The organism is Myxococcus sp. AM009 (assembly GCF_013372605.1).
GTDB lineage: Bacteria > Myxococcota > Myxococcia > Myxococcales > Myxococcaceae > Myxococcus > Myxococcus vastator.
In genome coordinates, this window is sequence record NZ_JABXEP010000170.1 from 1 (window position 1) to 16,580 (window position 16,580).

The 16,580-nt window shown below is 72.1% G+C and carries 12 protein-coding genes and 1 pseudogene; 4 read left to right on the plus strand and 9 right to left on the minus strand.

Annotated elements, in window-relative coordinates:
* Window positions 1-46: 46 nt before the first annotated feature.
* The 3 genes from HV824_RS30035 to HV824_RS30045 all read right to left on the minus strand — a co-directional run bounded on the left by HV824_RS30035 (window position 47) and on the right by HV824_RS30045 (window position 4,135).
* Window positions 47-2,212, minus strand: a complete 2,166-nt coding sequence (locus HV824_RS30035) for a penicillin-binding protein activator (RefSeq protein WP_176424809.1) — start codon at window positions 2,210-2,212, stop codon at window positions 47-49.
* Window positions 2,213-2,398: 186 nt separating this feature from the next.
* Window positions 2,399-3,526 carry a molecular chaperone DnaJ gene (gene dnaJ / locus HV824_RS30040; RefSeq protein ID WP_176412901.1) on the minus strand — a complete coding sequence of 376 codons (1,128 nt, stop codon included), beginning with the start codon at window positions 3,524-3,526 and terminating at the stop codon, window positions 2,399-2,401.
* 168 nt (window positions 3,527-3,694) lie between these two features.
* Entirely contained in the window at window positions 3,695-4,135 is a 441-nt protein-coding gene (locus tag HV824_RS30045) for a hypothetical protein (protein ID WP_163786733.1), read from the minus strand.
* A gap of 158 nt (window positions 4,136-4,293) precedes the next feature.
* Here HV824_RS30045 and HV824_RS30050 point away from each other — a divergent pair, with 158 nt between their 5' ends.
* Window positions 4,294-6,057 carry an ABC transporter ATP-binding protein gene (locus HV824_RS30050; protein ID WP_176424810.1) on the plus strand — a complete coding sequence of 588 codons (1,764 nt, stop codon included), beginning with the start codon at window positions 4,294-4,296 and terminating at the stop codon, window positions 6,055-6,057.
* Between the two features lie 92 nt (window positions 6,058-6,149).
* Complete coding sequence (locus HV824_RS30055) at window positions 6,150-6,527, plus strand: hypothetical protein (RefSeq protein WP_176424811.1); 378 nt, start codon at window positions 6,150-6,152, stop codon at window positions 6,525-6,527.
* 976 nt (window positions 6,528-7,503) lie between these two features.
* On the opposite strand, the gene HV824_RS38085 is transcribed toward HV824_RS30055, so the two are convergent.
* Window positions 7,504-8,118, minus strand: a complete 615-nt coding sequence (locus tag HV824_RS38085) for a hypothetical protein (RefSeq protein WP_368738124.1) — start codon at window positions 8,116-8,118, stop codon at window positions 7,504-7,506.
* A gap of 174 nt (window positions 8,119-8,292) precedes the next feature.
* Between HV824_RS38085 and HV824_RS30065 the strand changes: the two are divergent.
* Both HV824_RS30065 and HV824_RS30070 read left to right on the plus strand, forming a co-directional pair.
* Window positions 8,293-8,730, plus strand: a pseudogene (locus HV824_RS30065) (hypothetical protein); the annotation flags it as partial.
* A gap of 3 nt (window positions 8,731-8,733) precedes the next feature.
* Window positions 8,734-9,267, plus strand: a complete 534-nt coding sequence (locus tag HV824_RS30070; RefSeq protein WP_163785902.1) for a hypothetical protein — start codon at window positions 8,734-8,736, stop codon at window positions 9,265-9,267.
* 14 nt (window positions 9,268-9,281) lie between these two features.
* Here HV824_RS30070 and HV824_RS30075 read toward each other — a convergent pair whose 3' ends face one another.
* The 5 genes from HV824_RS30075 to HV824_RS30095 all read right to left on the minus strand — a co-directional run bounded on the left by HV824_RS30075 (window position 9,282) and on the right by HV824_RS30095 (window position 16,452).
* The gene (locus tag HV824_RS30075; protein ID WP_176424813.1) at window positions 9,282-10,052 is read right to left on the minus strand and encodes a hypothetical protein; all 771 of its coding nucleotides are present in this window, start codon (window positions 10,050-10,052) and stop codon (window positions 9,282-9,284) included.
* The gene (locus tag HV824_RS30080; RefSeq protein ID WP_176424814.1) at window positions 10,049-10,999 is read right to left on the minus strand and encodes a hypothetical protein; all 951 of its coding nucleotides are present in this window, start codon (window positions 10,997-10,999) and stop codon (window positions 10,049-10,051) included. Before HV824_RS30080 ends, HV824_RS30075 begins: the two co-directional genes overlap by 4 nt.
* 1 nt (window position 11,000) lies before the next feature.
* Window positions 11,001-12,533 (minus strand): pilus assembly protein, encoded by a 1,533-nt coding sequence (locus HV824_RS30085; protein ID WP_176424815.1) that lies wholly within the window; start codon window positions 12,531-12,533, stop codon window positions 11,001-11,003.
* Window positions 12,512-13,321, minus strand: a complete 810-nt coding sequence (locus HV824_RS30090) for a TadE/TadG family type IV pilus assembly protein (RefSeq protein ID WP_176424816.1) — start codon at window positions 13,319-13,321, stop codon at window positions 12,512-12,514. The genes HV824_RS30085 and HV824_RS30090 overlap by 22 nt, the downstream gene beginning before the upstream one ends.
* 83 nt (window positions 13,322-13,404) lie before the next feature.
* Window positions 13,405-16,452: a helicase-related protein gene (locus HV824_RS30095; protein ID WP_176424817.1), complete on the minus strand. Its 3,048-nt coding sequence runs from the start codon at window positions 16,450-16,452 to the stop codon at window positions 13,405-13,407.
* Between the last annotated feature and the right edge of the window lie 128 nt (window positions 16,453-16,580).

Genomic DNA, 16,580 nt, shown 5'->3' on the forward strand with positions numbered 1-16,580 from the left:
GCCACCACCCCGCCCGCCAGCAGCGCGAACGCCCCCCTCGCGAACGTCATGTCCCAGAGCCTCCTGACGCCGAGGCGGCCTTCTGCCGCTCCTGCTCGACGTTGATTTCCTTCACGCCCTTGTTGTCGATGGACAACAGGAACAGCTGCTTCACCGCCTCGCGCTTCTCGTTGAAGGACGTGCGCCCGGTGGCCCCGTCGAAGTCCTTCAGGTTGGCCAGCGCGTCGCGCATCTGCGCGCGCGTGCGGGGCGCATCCTTGCGCTCCATGAGCTGCCGCACCATCCGGCCGGAGTCGTAGCCAATGGCCTCCAGCAGCCCCGGGTCCCGGCCCGTCTCCGCCCGGTAGGCCTCGCGGTACTGCTGCACGAAGCGGCGCGTGGCCGGACGCTGCGAGTCCACGAAGAAGCCGTCCACGTACACCGAGCAGGTGACGAACTTGCCGCCGCGCTCCACCAGCTCCGGCAGCCCCGAGCGGCCCTTGGGGCTGCTCCACTGGTTTGCGCCGAAGAGCGTCACCGTCTTCAGCTCCCGCTTGCCCGTCGTCTTGCGGATGCGCTCCAAGTCGCGCGGCTCACACGCGTTGGTGACGATGTCCTCCACCGCCAGCGCGGGCGCCACCAGGCTGACGCGGCGCCAGTCGTCCGGCATGAAGATGGCGTCGAAGTCGATGATGGGCTCCACGCCGCTCCGCACCTTCTCCATCGCCTTGCGGCGGCGGAAGGCGTCCAGCTTCTCCCCCTGCACGTCGCGCACGCCTTCGATGTAGTCGCCGCGGTCATCCAGGTAGTAGCGGCCCACCAGCTTCTTGGCCTCGGTGGTGAAGGTCGTCTGGTCGTGCGAGTAGCGCTCCGCCCCGCGCACGCCGCCGCCCCGCGCCACCACCTGGTCCCAGAAGGCGTCCGCCAGCTCGACGCCGTAAGGGATGTTCGGGTACAGCAGCGCGAAGCGCTTGTAGCCCTTCACGTTCATCGCGTAGTCGGCGATGGCCTCCGCCTGCGCCGCGTTGGTGAGCATGTTGCGGAAGATGTAGCCGCCCAGCTCGGTGATGCCGTCCTGACGGCTCATGGTCAGCAGCGGCACCTGGAGCTCCTCGGCCACCAGCGCCGCGCGCTTCGAGTCGTCCGCCAGCAGGGGCCCCAGCACGGCGATGGCGCCGTCGTCGAAGGCCAGCTGCTCCATGGCCTGGCCCGTCTTGTTGACGTCGCCCTGCGTGTCCTTCACCACCAGCTCCACGCCGCTGCCCTCCAGCCCCAGCTGGATGCCGCGCAGCACCGCCTCGCCAATGGGCTGGTAGCGGCCCGTCATGGGCAGCAGCACGCCCACCGTGCGCGGGCGGGCCTCCACCCGGCGCGTGGCGCGGGCCAGCAGCTCGCGGGCCTGCGGCGCGAAGGCGTGGCCGGGCGCCTGGGCGAGGAAGCGGTTCAGCGTCTCCTCCAGCCGCGTCCAGTCACGCAGGTGGTAGTAGACGCGCGCCAGCTTGAAGGTGATGACGGGCCACGCCGGGTTGGACGCAGGCAGGCCCTCCGCCACGCGGGCGATGTCCGCGAAGCCCGCGCGGCCCTCCACCAGCGCCTCCACCTTGGCCACCGCGGCGGCCTGCGCCTGCGCGCCCTGGGCCTGGCCCGCCTCGTCCACCGCCATCCTCAGCGCCTGCTCGTAGAGGCCAGCGCCCTCGGCGGCGCGGGCGGCCTCGTTGAGCAGCTGGGTGCGCTCGGCGCCGCTGGCGCGCTCGGCGAGGCTGGAGAGCGTCTGGTACGCGTCGCGGTAGGCGCCCACCTCCATCGCGGAGACGGCCAGCTTGCGCTTGGCGTCGTCCGCGCGCGCGTAGAGCGGGTTCTCGAAGAGCAGCTCGTTGAAGCTCTTGCGCGCGTTGGCGAAGTCCTTGGATTCGAAGAAGAGGACGCCGGCCTGATACAGCGCGTCCTGGCCCGCGGTGGTGGCGGGATACGCCTTGCGCACCGACAGGTAGGCCTCCGCGGCCTTCTTCTTGTCCGGGGTGGCGCCGGCCGTCTGGGACGCCTGCGCCAGCGCCGCGTCGGCGGCGGGGTCCTTCTTCGCCTCCACCGAAGGACGCGTGGGGAACGGGTCTCCCGAAGGCAGGTCCCCGCCGGTGTGACCTCCGGAGGGCGTGCGGGTGGACCGAGGGCAGGCCGTCAGCAGCAGGGCCAGGGCGATGACGAGCGAGCGGCGCAAGGTGGGCAGGACATCCATGGCAGGGGCGTGCATAGCAGTGGGGTGCGCCCCCGTCGACACCCGAGCGGGGGGAAGATTCCACTGCGAGGATCCGCTGTTTTGCAGTGCCCGTGCCCACGGCGGCCCGCCGCGCCGCGGCGCCCGCCTGCCCGGCAGGCGCGGCACGGGGGCCGCGCCTTCGCGGCCCCGCGCCCGCAACCGTCGTCAGCCGAACAGCTCCTTCACCTTCCCGAAGAAGCTCTTCGACTGCGGATGCGACTCCTCGCCGGAGGCCTCCGCGAACCGCTCCAGCAGCTCACGCTGCTTCGACGACAGCTCGGTGGGCGTCTCCACCACGACGCGCACGTGCTGGTCTCCCCGCTGCTGGCTGTGCAGGTGGGGGATGCCCTTGCCCTTGAGCCGGAACACCTTCCCGGACTGGGTGCCGCTGGGGATGGTCATCTTCACCTTCCCGTCCAGCGTGGGGACGTCGATTTTCGCGCCCAGCGCCGCCTGCGTGAAGGAGATGGGCACCTCGCAGAAGACCTCGTACTCCTCGCGCTGGAAGAGCGGGTGCTCCTTCACGATGACGGTGACGTAGAGGTCACCCGGAGGACCGCCCCGGTCACCCGGCTCACCCATGCCGGACAGCCGCACGCGCGTGCCGTTGTCCACGCCGCCGGGGATGGCCACCTCGATGACCTCCTCGGAGGGCACCTTCCCGGAGCCCTTGCAGCGCGTGCACGGGTCCGGCACCACCGCGCCCGTGCCGCCGCAGTCACCGCAGGGCCGGGACACCGCGAAGAAGCCCTGGGTGTAGCGCAGCTCCCCGCTGCCACCGCACGCCGAGCAGGGCCGGGGCCCGGTGTTGCTCTTGCTGCCGGAGCCGGAGCAGGTGTCGCACTTCTTCGGCCGCGGAATGGTCACCTTGGGCCGGCAGCCGAAGGCCGCCTCCTCGAAGGTGATTTCCAGGTTGTAGCGCAGGTCCGCGCCACGCGAGCTCGTCCGCCGCCCTCCCCGGCCACCGCCGAAGATGTCGCCGAAAATCTCGCCGAAGATGTCGTTGATGTTGACGCCCTGGAACCCGCCCCCGGCGCCGCCGAAGCCCTCGAAGGGGTTGCCCGCGTGCCCGAAGCGGTCGTACTTCGCCCGCCGCTCGGGGTCGCTCAGCACCTCATAGGCCTCCGAGGCCTCCTTGAACTTCTCCTCGGCGTCCAAGTTCCCCGGATTCCGGTCCGGGTGGTACTGCAGCGCCACCTTGCGGAACGCGCTCTTGAGCTCCTGCGCGGAGACAGACTTCTGGACGCCCAGGACCTCGTAGTAGTCGCGCTTCTGACCCGCCGCCGCTGGCATTGATTACAACCCCTGGAAATTGCTGTGCTTTTCTGCGCTGCGTGGAAACTCGAGTCACTATAACGCAGCGAACCGCACCAGCAATCCAGCGGGGACACGCGCCGCCCGCGCCCACCCGGTGCCAGGCGGGCAACCGGGCGGGTGGCGTGGCGGGAAGAGAGGAAGCCGTCAGACGGTCCACACGCGGTTGGCCGTCAGCTCCATCCGGGCCAGCCTGCGTTTGAGGCCCGGGTCCACCGCGCCGGTGGAGGCCCACTTGGGCACCACGAAGTGGAGCTCCGCGTTGTACAGCTTCGCGGCGCTGGCCAGCAGGCTCCAGCGGTTCTCCGCCGTGGGGTCTTCCACCATGTTCGGGGTGACGATTTCCAGGATGATGGGCGTGCGTGCCGAATCCGACTGCCGGCAGGTGAAGTCGGGGCGGTGGTCCTCGATGGTCCCCGACAGGATGGGAGGCGGCATGAAGCCGGGAAGGCGCGCCTTGATGTCCGTGTACCCGATGGTCCGGAAGTACTCGGCCATCAGCCACAGGAGCCGCCGGCGCTCCTCGTCCTCCACGACCGGCTCACAGCCCGGATTGAGCAGGGCCTCTTTTTCGTTATTGGTTTCCATGGCTCCCCTGAACCTGTCCGCAGGGGTGAAGGTGGGCAATGGAACTGGCCCGGGCGCTGCAAGCGCCCGGTGGCAGGGCAGCCGACAAGGCATCAGACTCCAGGGCCCGGTAGCCTTGGACGTTCTGGCGACTCAGTGACAGAGTCCGCCGCCGAACAGTGGCTCCCCGTCCTTCGCCTCACGTCTACCGCCGGCTCCTCGGCTACCTCCGCCCGTACCGCCTGCTGCTCGCCGCGGGGGTGAGCGCATCGGTGGCCGCGGCCATCGCCACGTCCGCCTACGCCTGGGTGGTGGGCCCCCTGCTGCGCGCGCTGCTCACCCACGAGCCCGTCACCGTCGCCGGGGTGTCCCTGCCAGGAGACGCCCTGCTCAAGCGGCTGCCACTGCTCGTCGTGGCCGTGGCCATGGTGAAGGCCACCGCGCAGTTCTTCCAGGGCGGGCTGATGCAGCGGCTGGGCCAGCGGGTGATGGCGGACCTGCGCGGGTTCCTCTACGGACGGCTGCTCGGCCAGCCCCCCGCGTTCTTCGAGCGGCGGCACTCCGGCGAGCTGCTGTCGCGCTTCACCGCGGACGTGCCCCTGGTGGAGTTCTCCGTGACGCAGGCGCTCACGTCCTACGTGAAGGACGGGCTGCAAATCATCGCGCTGCTCGTCACCTGCTTCCTCATCGACAAGACGCTGTTCCTCTTCACCTTCGTGGTGGTGCCGGTGACGGTGCTGCCCATCAACCGCTTCGCGCGCTCGCTGAAGAAGGTGGCCGCGCGCTCGCAGGAGCGGCTGGGCTCGCTGACGGCGCTCACCGCCGAGCAGCTCCAGAACCTGCCCGTGGTGCAGGCCTTCCGCGGACAGCCGCGGGCGCTGGACGCCTTCGAGGTGGAGGCGGACAAGTACCTGGGGGAGATGCGCCGCTCGCTCTTCCTGCGCGGCGCGGTGAGCCCCACGGTGGAGCTGCTGGGCATCGCCGGCGTGGCCATGGCGGTGGCCTGGGGCGCGCGCGCGGTGGCGGCGGACCCGGCGCTGGCGGGGCGGCTGCTCTCCTTCATGGCCGCCGCGTTGCTGCTGTACCAGCCCGTGAAGTCGCTCAGCGGCACGCTGTCGCAGGTGCTGACGGGCCTGGCCGCCGCGGAGCGCCTCTTCGTCATGGCGGACGCGCCGTCCGCGCCGGACGTGGGCGACGCCGCCGGGCCGCTGGCGCGCGAGCTGAAGCTGGAGGGCGTGCGGGCCACCTACGCGGACGGGCGCGAGGCGCTGCGCGGGGTGGACCTGGTGGTGCCCGCGGGCGCGCGCGTGGCGCTGGTGGGCCCCTCCGGCGCGGGCAAGACGACGCTGTTCTCCGTGCTGCTGGGCTTCTTGCCCACGTCGGGCGGACAGGTGCTGTGGGACGGGGCGCCGCTGACGGCGCTCCAGCCTTCCAGCGTGCGCGGCCAGGTGGCGTGGGTGCCCCAGGAGCCGGTGCTCTTCTCCGGCACCGTGCGGCACAACCTGCGGCTGGGCCGGCCCGAGGCGACGGACGAGGCGCTGTGGGAGGCGCTGCGGCTGGCGCACGCGGACGACTTCGTCCGCGCCCTGCCCGGCGGCCTGGATGAGCGGGTGGGCGAGCGCGGCGGCCGGCTGTCCGGCGGACAGCGGCAGCGACTGGTGCTGGCGCGGGCCTTCCTGTGCCGCCCGTCGGTGCTGCTGCTGGACGAGCCCACCAGCGCGCTCGACGCGGCGAGCGAGGCCGCCGTGGGTGAGGGCCTGGCAGCCCTGATGAAGGGGCGCACGGTGCTCGTCATCGCGCACCGGCTGTCCACGGTGCGGGACGCGGACCTGATTGCCGTGGTGGAGGGCGGCCGAGTGGTGGAGGCGGGCACCCACGCGCAGCTGCTGGCCCTGCGGGGCCGGTACACGCAGCTCCTGGGCGAAGGCGCCGTCGCGGCGTGAGGCGGCGCGCGTCCCTGGCCGCTGCCGGACACCCCGCCCGCTTCCGCCTTGCACCCCCACCGTCGCTCTGCCAGCGTCCCAGGCTGACTTCGATGCGTCCCCGGGAGCCGCTGTCCCTCAACGCCCTGCTGCTCGTCCCCGCCCTGGCGCTCGCGGCCGTGGCGTGTGTGGCGGTGTCGGCTCGGCAGGGCACCCTGGCCACCGCGGCCACGCTGACGCTGCTGCTGCTCCCCGTCGTCTTCCGGTTGTGGACACGCCCCTGGTACCGCGGGCTGGTGCTGCGCGGCGCCGGCGTCTTCCTCATGGGCATGCACGTGCCCCTGCTGCTGACCGGTGTCCTCGCCCATGGCCGCGTCGGCTGCGGCGACGGCGGGTGTCCCAGGCTCTACCTGCTGGGTGTGCTCGTCTCTCCCGTCGCGGGGGCGCTGGCGAGCGTCATCTACTGGCTCGTGGGTCGTCCCCCGGTCTAATTTCACAGGCTTAACCGGAGAGACTACTCTCTCCTGAAATGCTCGTTCCGCTCCGGCTTCGCCTCGCGCCCGGTCTCACCGTGGCGCTGGCCGTGCCCATCACAGTGATTGTGTGGTGCTTCACATTGGCGCCCCTGCTGAAGGGGGTGGCCGGGGTGTCGCAAGCGCTCCAGGCGGCCGGGCCGTTCGCCGCGCTGGTGGCGATGGCGCTGGCGCTGGAGGTGCCGCTGCTGTCCCTGGCGCTGGTGGGCTCGGGCGTGGAGCGGCGGGTGCCCTTGTCCGCGATGCTGGGACTGGCCACCTTGCCGTGGATGCTGGGGTTGATGGGCACCGAGGTCCTGATGGACCGGGTGCTGGTGTCCCTGCCCCGGCTGGACACGGTGGAGGCGGGCCTGGCGCTGGCGACCCGCACGGGAGAGGCCATGGCGCCGCGGCTGCTGGGCGCCTGGACGAGCACCGCGCTGCTGCTGGGGCTGGCGCTGGGGCTGGCGCTGGCGCACTTCGACCCCTCGGGCTTCCGGGAGGCCGCGGGCCCCCGCAACCGCAGGCTGCTGCTGGCCAGCGGCGTCTCCGCGTCCCTGGCCTCGGTGGCCCTGGTGGGCGCGCTCGAGGCCCGCCACCTGCTGGGCTTCCTCACCAGCCTGGCGCGGATGCCGGACGCGGAGCGCTCGGAGCTGATCGCCACGGGGCTCGCCGCGACGGCGAACCTGCGCGCGCTGCGGTGGACGTGCACCGGGGTGCTGACGGTGCTGGGGCTGACGCTGATGGCCCGGCGGCGCGCCGGAGAAGCGTCTCACACGCCGCTGGGCTGGTCGGCGCGGCTGGTGCCCGCCGCCGCGGTGGCCGTGCTGCTGGTGCTGGATGCGAACCCGGTGAGCTCCGCCACGGAGCACGCGCCGGTGGCCATCCCCGCCGAACACGGCGAGAGCCCCACCGGGAGCATGCCGCGGCCACCCTCTGGAGACGTGAGCCCCGCTCAGCCCATCAAGATGAACGCCAGCATCCCCAGCCCCACCAGCAACCCCAGGGCGAGCACCAGCACCATCGTCAAACCCTCACCGGGCCGCACCACCGGAGGCGTCACTTCCTCCACCACCGCCGCCGCGGGCGGCACGTCGAAGACGGCGGCCTGAGCCGTCGTCACGATGGGCGCCTCCACGGTGGGCAGCGTGGGCTCCGAGGGACGCGTCAGGCCGCCCTTCATCTCCAGGCCCTCGCGCGCCAGCGCCAGCACCCGCTGCATGTGGAGCAGGTAGCGGTCCTGGCCCGTGTACGTGCCCATGGCGAGCGCGGCGCGCATCAGCCGCTGCGGCACGAGCTCCGGGTCCGTCTGGACCACCGCCGCGGCCGTGGGCTTGCCGCCGCGCTCCAGACAACCGGTGCGCACGCCCTCACCGCTGGCCCACACGTAGTGGTCCTCCAGCAGCGTGAGCTCCTGCCGGCGCACGCGCCCCTCTGAGTCCACCAGGGACATCAGCTCCGCGCCGTCCGGGCACAGGTGCCAGACGGTGCGCAGTCCATTCTCGCCGGGCGGGCCTTCCACCGCGTGGACGCGGTAGAGCGCCTGCACCGCGGTCTTCAACGTCTCCACGGAGGTTTCTGCCATGTGTGAACAGAGACTAGGTGCGAAGGTCCTGAAACGGAAGACGACCCACCGCTCGTCTGGCTGGCGGCCCCGCTCCTCTCGCACCTGGAGCCTCCCTACTGTTCACACCAGGAGGATTGAGCCATGGCCATCACGTCTCCGGAGGTCATGAAGCCGCGTGCGCCCGCGCCCTTCCACCCCGGGACGCCGTCGGGCGAATTCGTGGAGGCCGCCTGGCGTTACCTGGAGGACGACGAGAAGACGCGCACGCGCCTCACCCATGCCTTCGAAAACCGGCAGGACGCGCTGCTGGGCGCGCTTGACGCGGCGGCGCTCACGGACGAAGGATATGGCGTCGCCCGCCACCTGCTCCTCGAGCTGTACGCCATGCTGGAGCTGGGCTGGCCGCCGGGACTCACGTCCATCAATCCGGCGGTGCTGGAGGCGGACACGGAGGCCCCGCCAGTGCCTCAGCCGCTGAAGGATTACGCGGACGAGGCGCTCTTCGAGGCGGAGCAGGACGAGGAGCAGCCCCTGTCCTCCCAGGAACTGGAGGTGGTGCGGCGCCTCGTCCATCGCGGACTGGCGGCGCTGTGGGGCGCTCGCAAGGAGAGATGAAGGATGGCCGACGAAAAAAAGCGCTCCAAGAGCTGGCGCGAAATCGACGCGGGGCGGGGCAAGGGCAGCAAGTACACCTCCCGCCAGGATGACCCCGCGCAGCAGAAGCTGGAGCGCAGCGCGAGCTACCAGAAGTACAAGGCCGCCGCGGACGCGCTCTTCACCGGCGGCGAGCTGCCCGAAGGGCTGGCGAAGACGTTCGACCCCGAAGGCAAGCGCAAGGCCCAGAAGCAGGCCATGCAGAAAGTCACGGAGTCCGACACGCGCGCCGACTGGGTGAAGGCCGTGGTGGACTACCTGGAGAAGTACCCGGAGCTGCCCGAGGACGCGTACTTCCTCGACAGCCTGCTGGACCACCCGCGCGAGCGCATCGTCGACAAGGCGTTGGCGAAGCTGGAGCTGCTCGGGGAGGAAGGCAAGCTGAAGACCAAGGTGCCGCAGAGCCTGGACCAGCGCCTGAAGTCCGTCGAGCTGACGAGCATGGACCCGGACATGCAGGGCCGCGCCAAGGCGCTGCGCGACAAGCTGCGCGCCTGAGCGGCGTGGGGCTTTCAGCGAACGGCGGCGGGCCCGGGCGGCGGCGGTGGCGGCGCGCTCCGCCCGTTGCGGTACACCAGCACCACGGCCCGCTGCTGGGCCTCGCCCGGCTCGTGGACCACGCGCAGCTCTTCGCCCGTGCGCACGTAGAAGGACGTCTCCCCCTCCTCCAGCCGCCAGCCCGCGCGCGTGAGCGCCTGGGCGTAGAAGGCGTCCACGGCCTCGCCGGACAGGGGGACGTGGAAGGCGAGCGTCCGGGAGCTCTCGCTGTTGACGCGCAGCACCTGGCTGGCCTGGGGCGGCATGGGCGCGAAGTCCCCCGCCGCCGCCGGGTCCCTGCGCAGGGCGTGGTTGGCCTCACCGAGGTACATCATCGTGGTGCGGTCCGGCCGCGGCTGGAAGATGACGGTGTAGGTGATGCCCCGGTGCCCGTCGATGGCGGTGAGCATCACCGCGCCGCTGGCGAGCTGCGGCTGCTCATGCCCCGGCGGCACGTGCAGGCCCGCCTGGAGGAAGGCGTCCGCGAAGCGCTGCACCAGGTCATCCATCCGCTCCTTCGCGTGCACGGCGCGCAGGGCGACGGGGATGCCCCCCGCCTCGACGATTTCATTCGCCTGGACGGTGTTGATGACCTGCACGCGGGGCCAGGCGAAGCGGGGCCGGGAGGCAGCCTCGGGCGGGGCCGGCGCCGTGGCGGGTGCCTTGCTCGCCGCCGTGCCCTGGGCCGCCACGGGCGCCGCGCCGAGCAGGCACGCCGTGACGAGCAGCCCCCGGCGCCACGTCACCGCGGCACCCCGAGCCAGTGGTTGGCCCGGCCCACGTTGTGCGAGCGGATGTTGGGCGCGTCGAAGGGCGTCACCTCCCAGCGCGTCTGGCCGCCAGCGTGCGTGGCGCCGAGGTTCTCCTCGTAGTTGGCCTCCGCGCCGCGGAAGCTCATGAAGAACTGGTCCTCGTTGACGCCGTCCGAGCCGGTGAGCGCCGCCAGCGCGGAGCCGGCGTTGCCACCCGCGCCGTTGGCCCGGTACACGCGCTGCGTCCACTCGTAGTAGTCCGGGTTGGCGCACCGGCTCGCGCCATCGGTGTTGAGCGCGCAGGACCGGCCCTCCGCCGCGGTGCCCAGGCCCCAGTCATCCAGCAGCATGCCGAAGCGCGCCGTGCAGCGGCCCCCCGAGGCCCGCCCGGCGGCGCACACCGTGAAGGCCTCCGCGGCCCGGCGCTGGGCCACCTGGAAGAACCCCTCCCGGCCATCCTCCAGATAGCGGCCAATCCGGACGCCGCGAATGCGCGAGGACGCGGTGCACCCCATGCCCTGCGTCCCCATGGCGATGGTGCCGGCCAGGGCCGGGTCCGCGTCCGCCATGGAGAGGCCGCGCACGGTGCCCGGCAGCTCCGGGCGGCAATCCACCTGGATGGGCTGCGCGCGGGCAATGGCCTGCTGGACGGCCACGCCCGTGCCGCCCATGCGCCGACGTCCGTCGAAGTCCACGTAGCGGCCGTTGGCCTCCGCCTCGGCGGCGAGCACCGTGCCCCGCCGGCCCCATTCGTTGTCCCGCGGGTCGTGCATCACGCGGCCGGTGGCGTTCCACAGCGCGAAGTTGGCGGCCTCCTGCACCTTGAGCGTCAGCGCGCCCACCTCGGCGAAGTAGATGCCGAAGAGCAGGATGGTGACGAACACCATCGTCCCCAGCGCCGTCTCCACCAACGACTGGCCTCGTGCGTGGCGAGCCCTCATGTCAGTAGCTCCTGTCGCTGGGGCCACCGCCCCGGTAGCCCACGGAGTGCAGCTCGCGCAGCGCCCGCGCGTGCCCGGAGAAGCCCGCGGCGGACAAGCTGTCCGCGGGCCGGTCATCCCGGGCGCCCTCCGCGCTCACCAGCGTGGCGCGCCAGAAGGGGTTGAGGAAGTTGGGGGGCTCGCGCCACCCGCCCCCCTGCCCCGCGGGCCGGTGGTAGTAGACCTGCCCCGCGGAGAGGGCCACCTGGTTGCGGTGCACGTCCTCGCGGCCCGTGGGGCGGACGCGGCCCAGCGGGCTGCTGTTGTCGAACTCTGTCTCAGTCCCCGCGAAGCGGAAGCGGAAGAAGAGGTTCCACGGGTCCGGGCGGGCCCGGCGCGCTGGGCTCGCGTAGTCCCGGTACAGCAGGCTGTACAGCTTGGGCTGGCCGTAGTGGTTGGACGCGCCCGCCTGCAGCTCGTCCACGTTGTAGCCAATGGAGTAGGGCCAGATGCCGGGGCACACGACGCAGGCGCCCAGCGTGTGCGTCTCATAGGGCGGCGTGCCGTCCTCCGGCGCCTGGCCCGGCGGCAGGCGCGCGCCGTAGACATGCTGGTCCTCGTGCGTCTGCTCCTCGTCGGACATCACCCACGCGTCCGTCGCGATGGGCGGCAACGTCGGCGCGGTGGGGCAGCGCGTGGGGATGACGACGCGCCCGTGGTCATGCGCCGTCGAGTTGCGGCCCGACACGGTGTGGTACGACGAGGGGTCCATCTGCGCCACCGAGCCGTAGCGGCGGAACGCGGTGGAGACGGCGGCGCCGCCCGTGCCGAAGCTGGCGGTGCCGCCCGGCCGGTTGTGGACCCACGTCCACCCCATGCTCCCCATGGTGGCGTTGAGCGCGGGGCTGCCGCCGCCCGAAGGGCACAGCGTCCCGTCCCCCACGCCGCAGCTGTAGGTGCCCGCCTTGATGGACGCGATGACCGCGTCGCGCTCGGGGACGTCGTTGCCGCCGTTGAGCTCGGAGAAGCTCTTGGCCGCGCCCGCGGCGGGCGCCTGGAGCTCCGGGTTGACCGCCTGCGCGACGCGCCGGGTGAGCTCCTGCCCCGCGATGTGCTCGCTGAGCAGCTTGCCGTAGATGTTGAGCCCGCCCCGGAACATGTTGCCGGCCCGCCCCTGGAGCTGCTGCACCTGCGTGGCGGCGGCCGCGTCCGCGGCGAACCACACCGGCGGTGGAATGGCGCCGGGGCAGGCCACGTCGTGCGCCGCGTAGGCCTGGCTGCTGTGGCTGATGAGCGACTGGGTGCCGGCCATGGCCACCATGTGCGCCACCTGGGCGCGGTTCATCACCGCGATGGCGTTGAAGGCGCGCGCGGTGGCCACCGCCTGGCTGTAGGCGGCCGCGTCCGCGGCCATCTGGATTTCGACGCGCTCCTTGGCGCGCATGCCGAAGCCCAGCGTCATCAGCACCATCAACGTCAGCAGCAACAGCGTCAGCGCGAACAGCACCAGCGCCTGACCTCGCCGCGAGCGCCTCACGAGCCGTGGAGATTGCACGCGGGACCTCCCATGAAGTGCTCGGCCATGACGGGCGTCATCATCCGCATGGCCGCGTTGACCTGGATGGGGAACACGAAGTGCCCCTCGTCGCTCCAGCGCACCATGCGGGTGCCCAAATCGCCGCCGGGCCAGCCGTCGCGTCCCAGCGTGGCGCTCGTCTCACCCCACCACGCGGAGCGGCGCTGCACCGGCATCAGCGGGTTGGCCGCCGTGTAGCGCCGGAGCCGGAAGTGGGCCAGCAGCATGCGGCTCATCACCCAGTTCGCGAAGGGGATGCGCATGTAGTACCAGGCCACCATGCGTATCTCCAACGTGCGGGCCCGCAGCGCCCCCGCGTTGTCCGTGGGCTGGTCGAAGAGCAGGTCCTCGCCGCCCGTCAGCGCCTGCGCCCAGCCGGCATCCGGAGACTCCCGGACGATTTCAATCAGCGGCTCGTTGAAGTCGCGGCCGTAGGAGCTGCGCACCCGGAAGTGGTTGTGACGCCGGGGTGAAAAGGCCGCCGCCAGGGTCTCCGCGCTGTCCGTGCGCGCCACCGTGGGCAGCATCGTCACCAGCGCCGCGTGCATCATTGGCAGGCAGCTGCCGTGGTTGATGCTGCCCGCGCGCACCGCCCGGTACGCCGCCACCTGCGCCAGGATGCGGGCCTGGAGCATCATGAAGAGCTGCAGCGTTCCCAGGACCAGGAACACCACCAGGGGAAGGGTCAGCGCCGCTTCCACCGCGGCCTGTCCCGACTGACGTCGTGTACGTGGGGTGCCTCGGTGGATCATACGAGCCTCCACCATCCTATTTCTCGTTGATTGAGGAATCGGTCAAATGGCCCACCAGGCTGAAAACGCGCGATTTCACTCACAGAACAAAGGCTACCTCAGCGGTTGAGGACGAAGCCGCAGGCGGAGTCGAGCGCCACCTTGGCGCCCGCCAGCGCGTCCAGCAACCGGGCGTAGTGGCCACGCTCCGCGTCCAGCTGCGCCTCCACGGCCTCGGTGGAGAGGCCCTGGTGTCCCAGGGACAGGCGCAGGCGGGCCACGGCGGCGTCGCGCTCGGCTTCAATGGCCTTGCGCGCCCGGGCGGCCAGCTTCGCCAGCTCCGCCTCGGCGGCCTGCTGGCCCACGGGCACCGCCGCGTCCACGAAGTCCGCGAAGCCCGGGAAGGCGCGCGCCACCTCGTCCCCCTTGAGCGAGCGTCCCTCCGTCTCCAGCGCGGGCAGCAGCGCGGTGTCGGCCTTGGGGCCCCCGGCGCCGTCCACCACGGCCACGTGCAGCAGCGTGCGTTCCAGGAAGCGCGCCAGCTGGCGGCTGGGCACCCGGGCGCCCGGGGACGTGTCCTCCGGCTCCGGCAGCTGGGCGTGGAAGAGCAGCTCCACGCCGCGCCCCTTCTGGGGGCCGCGCCGCTCGATGAAGCGGAAGGCGCTGCGCCCGTAGGGGCCGTCCCGCAGGAAGCCGAAGAGCGCCTCCACCAGCGGGTGGCCGGTGGCGAAGTACTCCAGCTCCTCCGCCTCCACCGCGGTGTCGCGCCAGAAGGTGCCCAGCCGCGTGTGGTCCTCCATCACGTCGATGCCCGGCAGCCCGTCCACCTTCAGCGCGTGGCCGAACTGGAAGGCCACCTGGAAGGCCTCCACCTGCTCGTCGGTGTCCACGCCGATGCCCACCCGGCGCGCCAGCTCCGTCACCGTCTCCTCCAGCCGCTCGTCCAGGTCGCGCGCGATGCCCCACAGGCCATCCTCCACGCCGGACGCCTCGCCGTCCTCCTCCTCCTCCTCCGCCTCGATGCCCATGCGCTCCTGGGCGCGCTTCACCAGGCGCTCCACCGCCGGCCGGTCGAAGCTGCGCACGTCCAGCAGCGGGTCATAGGCGCGCTTCACCTGCGCGCGCGCCGCCTCCACGCGGGCCTTCAGCTCCTGCGCGTAGGCCATGCGGGCCTCGCGCGGCAGCAGCGCCAGCTCGGCCAGCCGCGCCTCCACCTCTTCCAGCACCGCGTCCAGGCCGCCCACCGTCTCGCCGAAGACGCCCACCGCGTCCGCCAGCAGCATCAGCACGTCGGAGGCCAGCGTGCCCGCCGAATCAAAGACGTGAATCTCCACCGGGTGCGTCTGGCCGATGCGGTCCAGGCGGCCAATGCGCTGCTCCACCGTGGCCGGGCTCCAGGGCAGGTCGTAGTGCACCAGGTGGTGCGCGAACTGGAAGTTGCGGCCCTCGCCGCCGACCTCCGTGCACAGCAGCACCCTGGGCCCCTCCGGGTCGCGGAAGCGCGCCACCTGCCGGTCGCGCTCCACCAAGGGCAAATCCCCGTGGTAGCCCAGCGCCTCCACGCCCTCGCGGCCCAGCTCGGCCTGGAGCGCGTCCAGCGTGTCGCGGCTCTCCGTGAAGACGAGCACCTTCGCCCCAGGCTCCGACGTCCAGACGCCGCGCAGCACGCCCAGGAAGGCGCCGAACTTCGCGTCGCGCGACGGCAGCCGCAGCGCCTCCGTGTGGCCCTTGAACACGGGGTTGGCGCGCACCGCGCCCGCGAAGGCGGCGGGGCTGGACTCCAGCCGGCGCAGCACGTTGCCCAGTGGCGCGCCGCGCAGGCTGGCCCCGGCGAGCACCGCCAGCGCGGCGTCGCGGACCTTCAGCTCCTCGGCGGGCAGCGTCACCGGGTGGCGGTGCAGCCGGCGCGTGGAGAAGCCGCCCACCACCGCGCGGCGGTTGCGCACCAGCCTGTCGCTCAGGCTGTACGTCTCCGACAGGTGTCGCAGCAGCGCGTCCCGGTCCTTCAGCGTGGACAGCTTCGCGTCCTCGGGGAAGCGCCTGGCCAGCGCCTGCACCGCCGCGGACGGCTTGCCCCCCTCCATCAGCGCGCGCACCGCGGCGGACAGCTCCTCCTGCCGCTTGAGGCGCTCCTCGAAGCCCGCGACGGTGGGCGCCGTGGCCGCGTCGATGAGGGTGAGCAGGCCGTGGTACTCCGCCGGGTCCAGCTGCATGGGCGTGGCGGTGAGCAGCAGCAGGCCCCACGTGTTCCTCGCCAGCACCTGCGCGGCCTCGAAGGCGCGCTCGCCCTTGAGGTGGTGCGCCTCGTCGATGATGACCAGGTCCCAGAAGGCGTCTTCACCGGCCAGCGCGCGGCGGTGCTCCTCGCTGCGCTGGAGCAGCTCCAGGCTCGTCACGACCAGCGGGAAGCGCGCCCAGGGGGACACCTCCGGCGCTTCCTTCAGGGACTGCGCGTAGCGGTCCGAATCCATCAACGTGAAGAGCTGGTTGAACTTGTGGAACAGCTCCACCAGCCACTGCACGGTGAGGTGGCTGGGCGCCACCACCAGGCAGCGGCGCGCCAGTCCGGACAGGCGCAGCGCGCTGAACACCATGCCCGCCTCAATCGTCTTGCCCAGGCCCACCTCGTCCGCCAGCACGAAGCGCGGCCGGCTGGCGGACAACACGCGCTGCACCACGCCCACCTGGTGCGGCTTCACCATGATGCGGCTGGCCAGCAGCGCGCCCAGCGCGTCACAGCGGCGCTCGTCGTCCAGCACCAGCGCCTGCTTGCGCAGCGTGAAGGCCCGCGCCTCGCCCACGCGGCCCTCGCGCAGGGTGGACAGCAGGTCGGAGCGGGGCGGCAGCGCGCGCAGCGAGGACTCGGGGAGCTCGTCCTCCTCGTCCGTCTCCACGTAGCGCAGCACGTAGCGGCGCAGGCCGCGCGCCCCCGGCTCCTCGCGCACCACCAGCGCCAGGCGGCCCTTGTAGGTGATGACCGGCTCGCCAGGAGGCAGCGGGTACTGCACCAGGGCGCCCCCCTTGGTGGACACCAGCACCGGGGCGTCTTCCCGGGCGGGAAAGGCGACGAGCGCCTTGGCGCCCTCCTCCTGCAGCGACAACAGATGCCCCACACCCCATTCGGGCTGCGGGAGGTAGCGGACCTTCGAACCTTCGACGAGAGACATGGAACGTCCGCTCATAACCCCCCGTCTGGACGAAGGCCATTCCATGACGGCCGCCCGTGACGGCCTCTTGGGCGGACGCAGCGCCCTGGGGAGGCCCCCGCACCGCGCCGCCCCACGCCCCCCTGGGG

Excerpts from the sequence above, each read along its gene's own strand:
- HV824_RS30070 (WP_163785902.1), top strand. The coding sequence starts at position 8,734 with ATGGCCGACGAAAAAAAGCGCTCCAAGAGCTGGCGCGAAATCGACGCG.
- HV824_RS30095 (WP_176424817.1), bottom strand. The coding sequence starts at position 16,452 with ATGTCTCTCGTCGAAGGTTCGAAGGTCCGCTACCTCCCGCAGCCCGAA.
- HV824_RS30035 (WP_176424809.1), bottom strand. The coding sequence starts at position 2,212 with ATGGATGTCCTGCCCACCTTGCGCCGCTCGCTCGTCATCGCCCTGGCC.
- dnaJ (WP_176412901.1), bottom strand. The coding sequence starts at position 3,526 with ATGCCAGCGGCGGCGGGTCAGAAGCGCGACTACTACGAGGTCCTGGGC.
- HV824_RS30080 (WP_176424814.1), bottom strand. The coding sequence starts at position 10,999 with ATGAGGGCTCGCCACGCACGAGGCCAGTCGTTGGTGGAGACGGCGCTG.
- HV824_RS30045 (WP_163786733.1), bottom strand. The coding sequence starts at position 4,135 with ATGGAAACCAATAACGAAAAAGAGGCCCTGCTCAATCCGGGCTGTGAG.
- HV824_RS30055 (WP_176424811.1), top strand. The coding sequence starts at position 6,150 with ATGCGTCCCCGGGAGCCGCTGTCCCTCAACGCCCTGCTGCTCGTCCCC.
- HV824_RS30090 (WP_176424816.1), bottom strand. The coding sequence starts at position 13,321 with ATGGTGGAGGCTCGTATGATCCACCGAGGCACCCCACGTACACGACGT.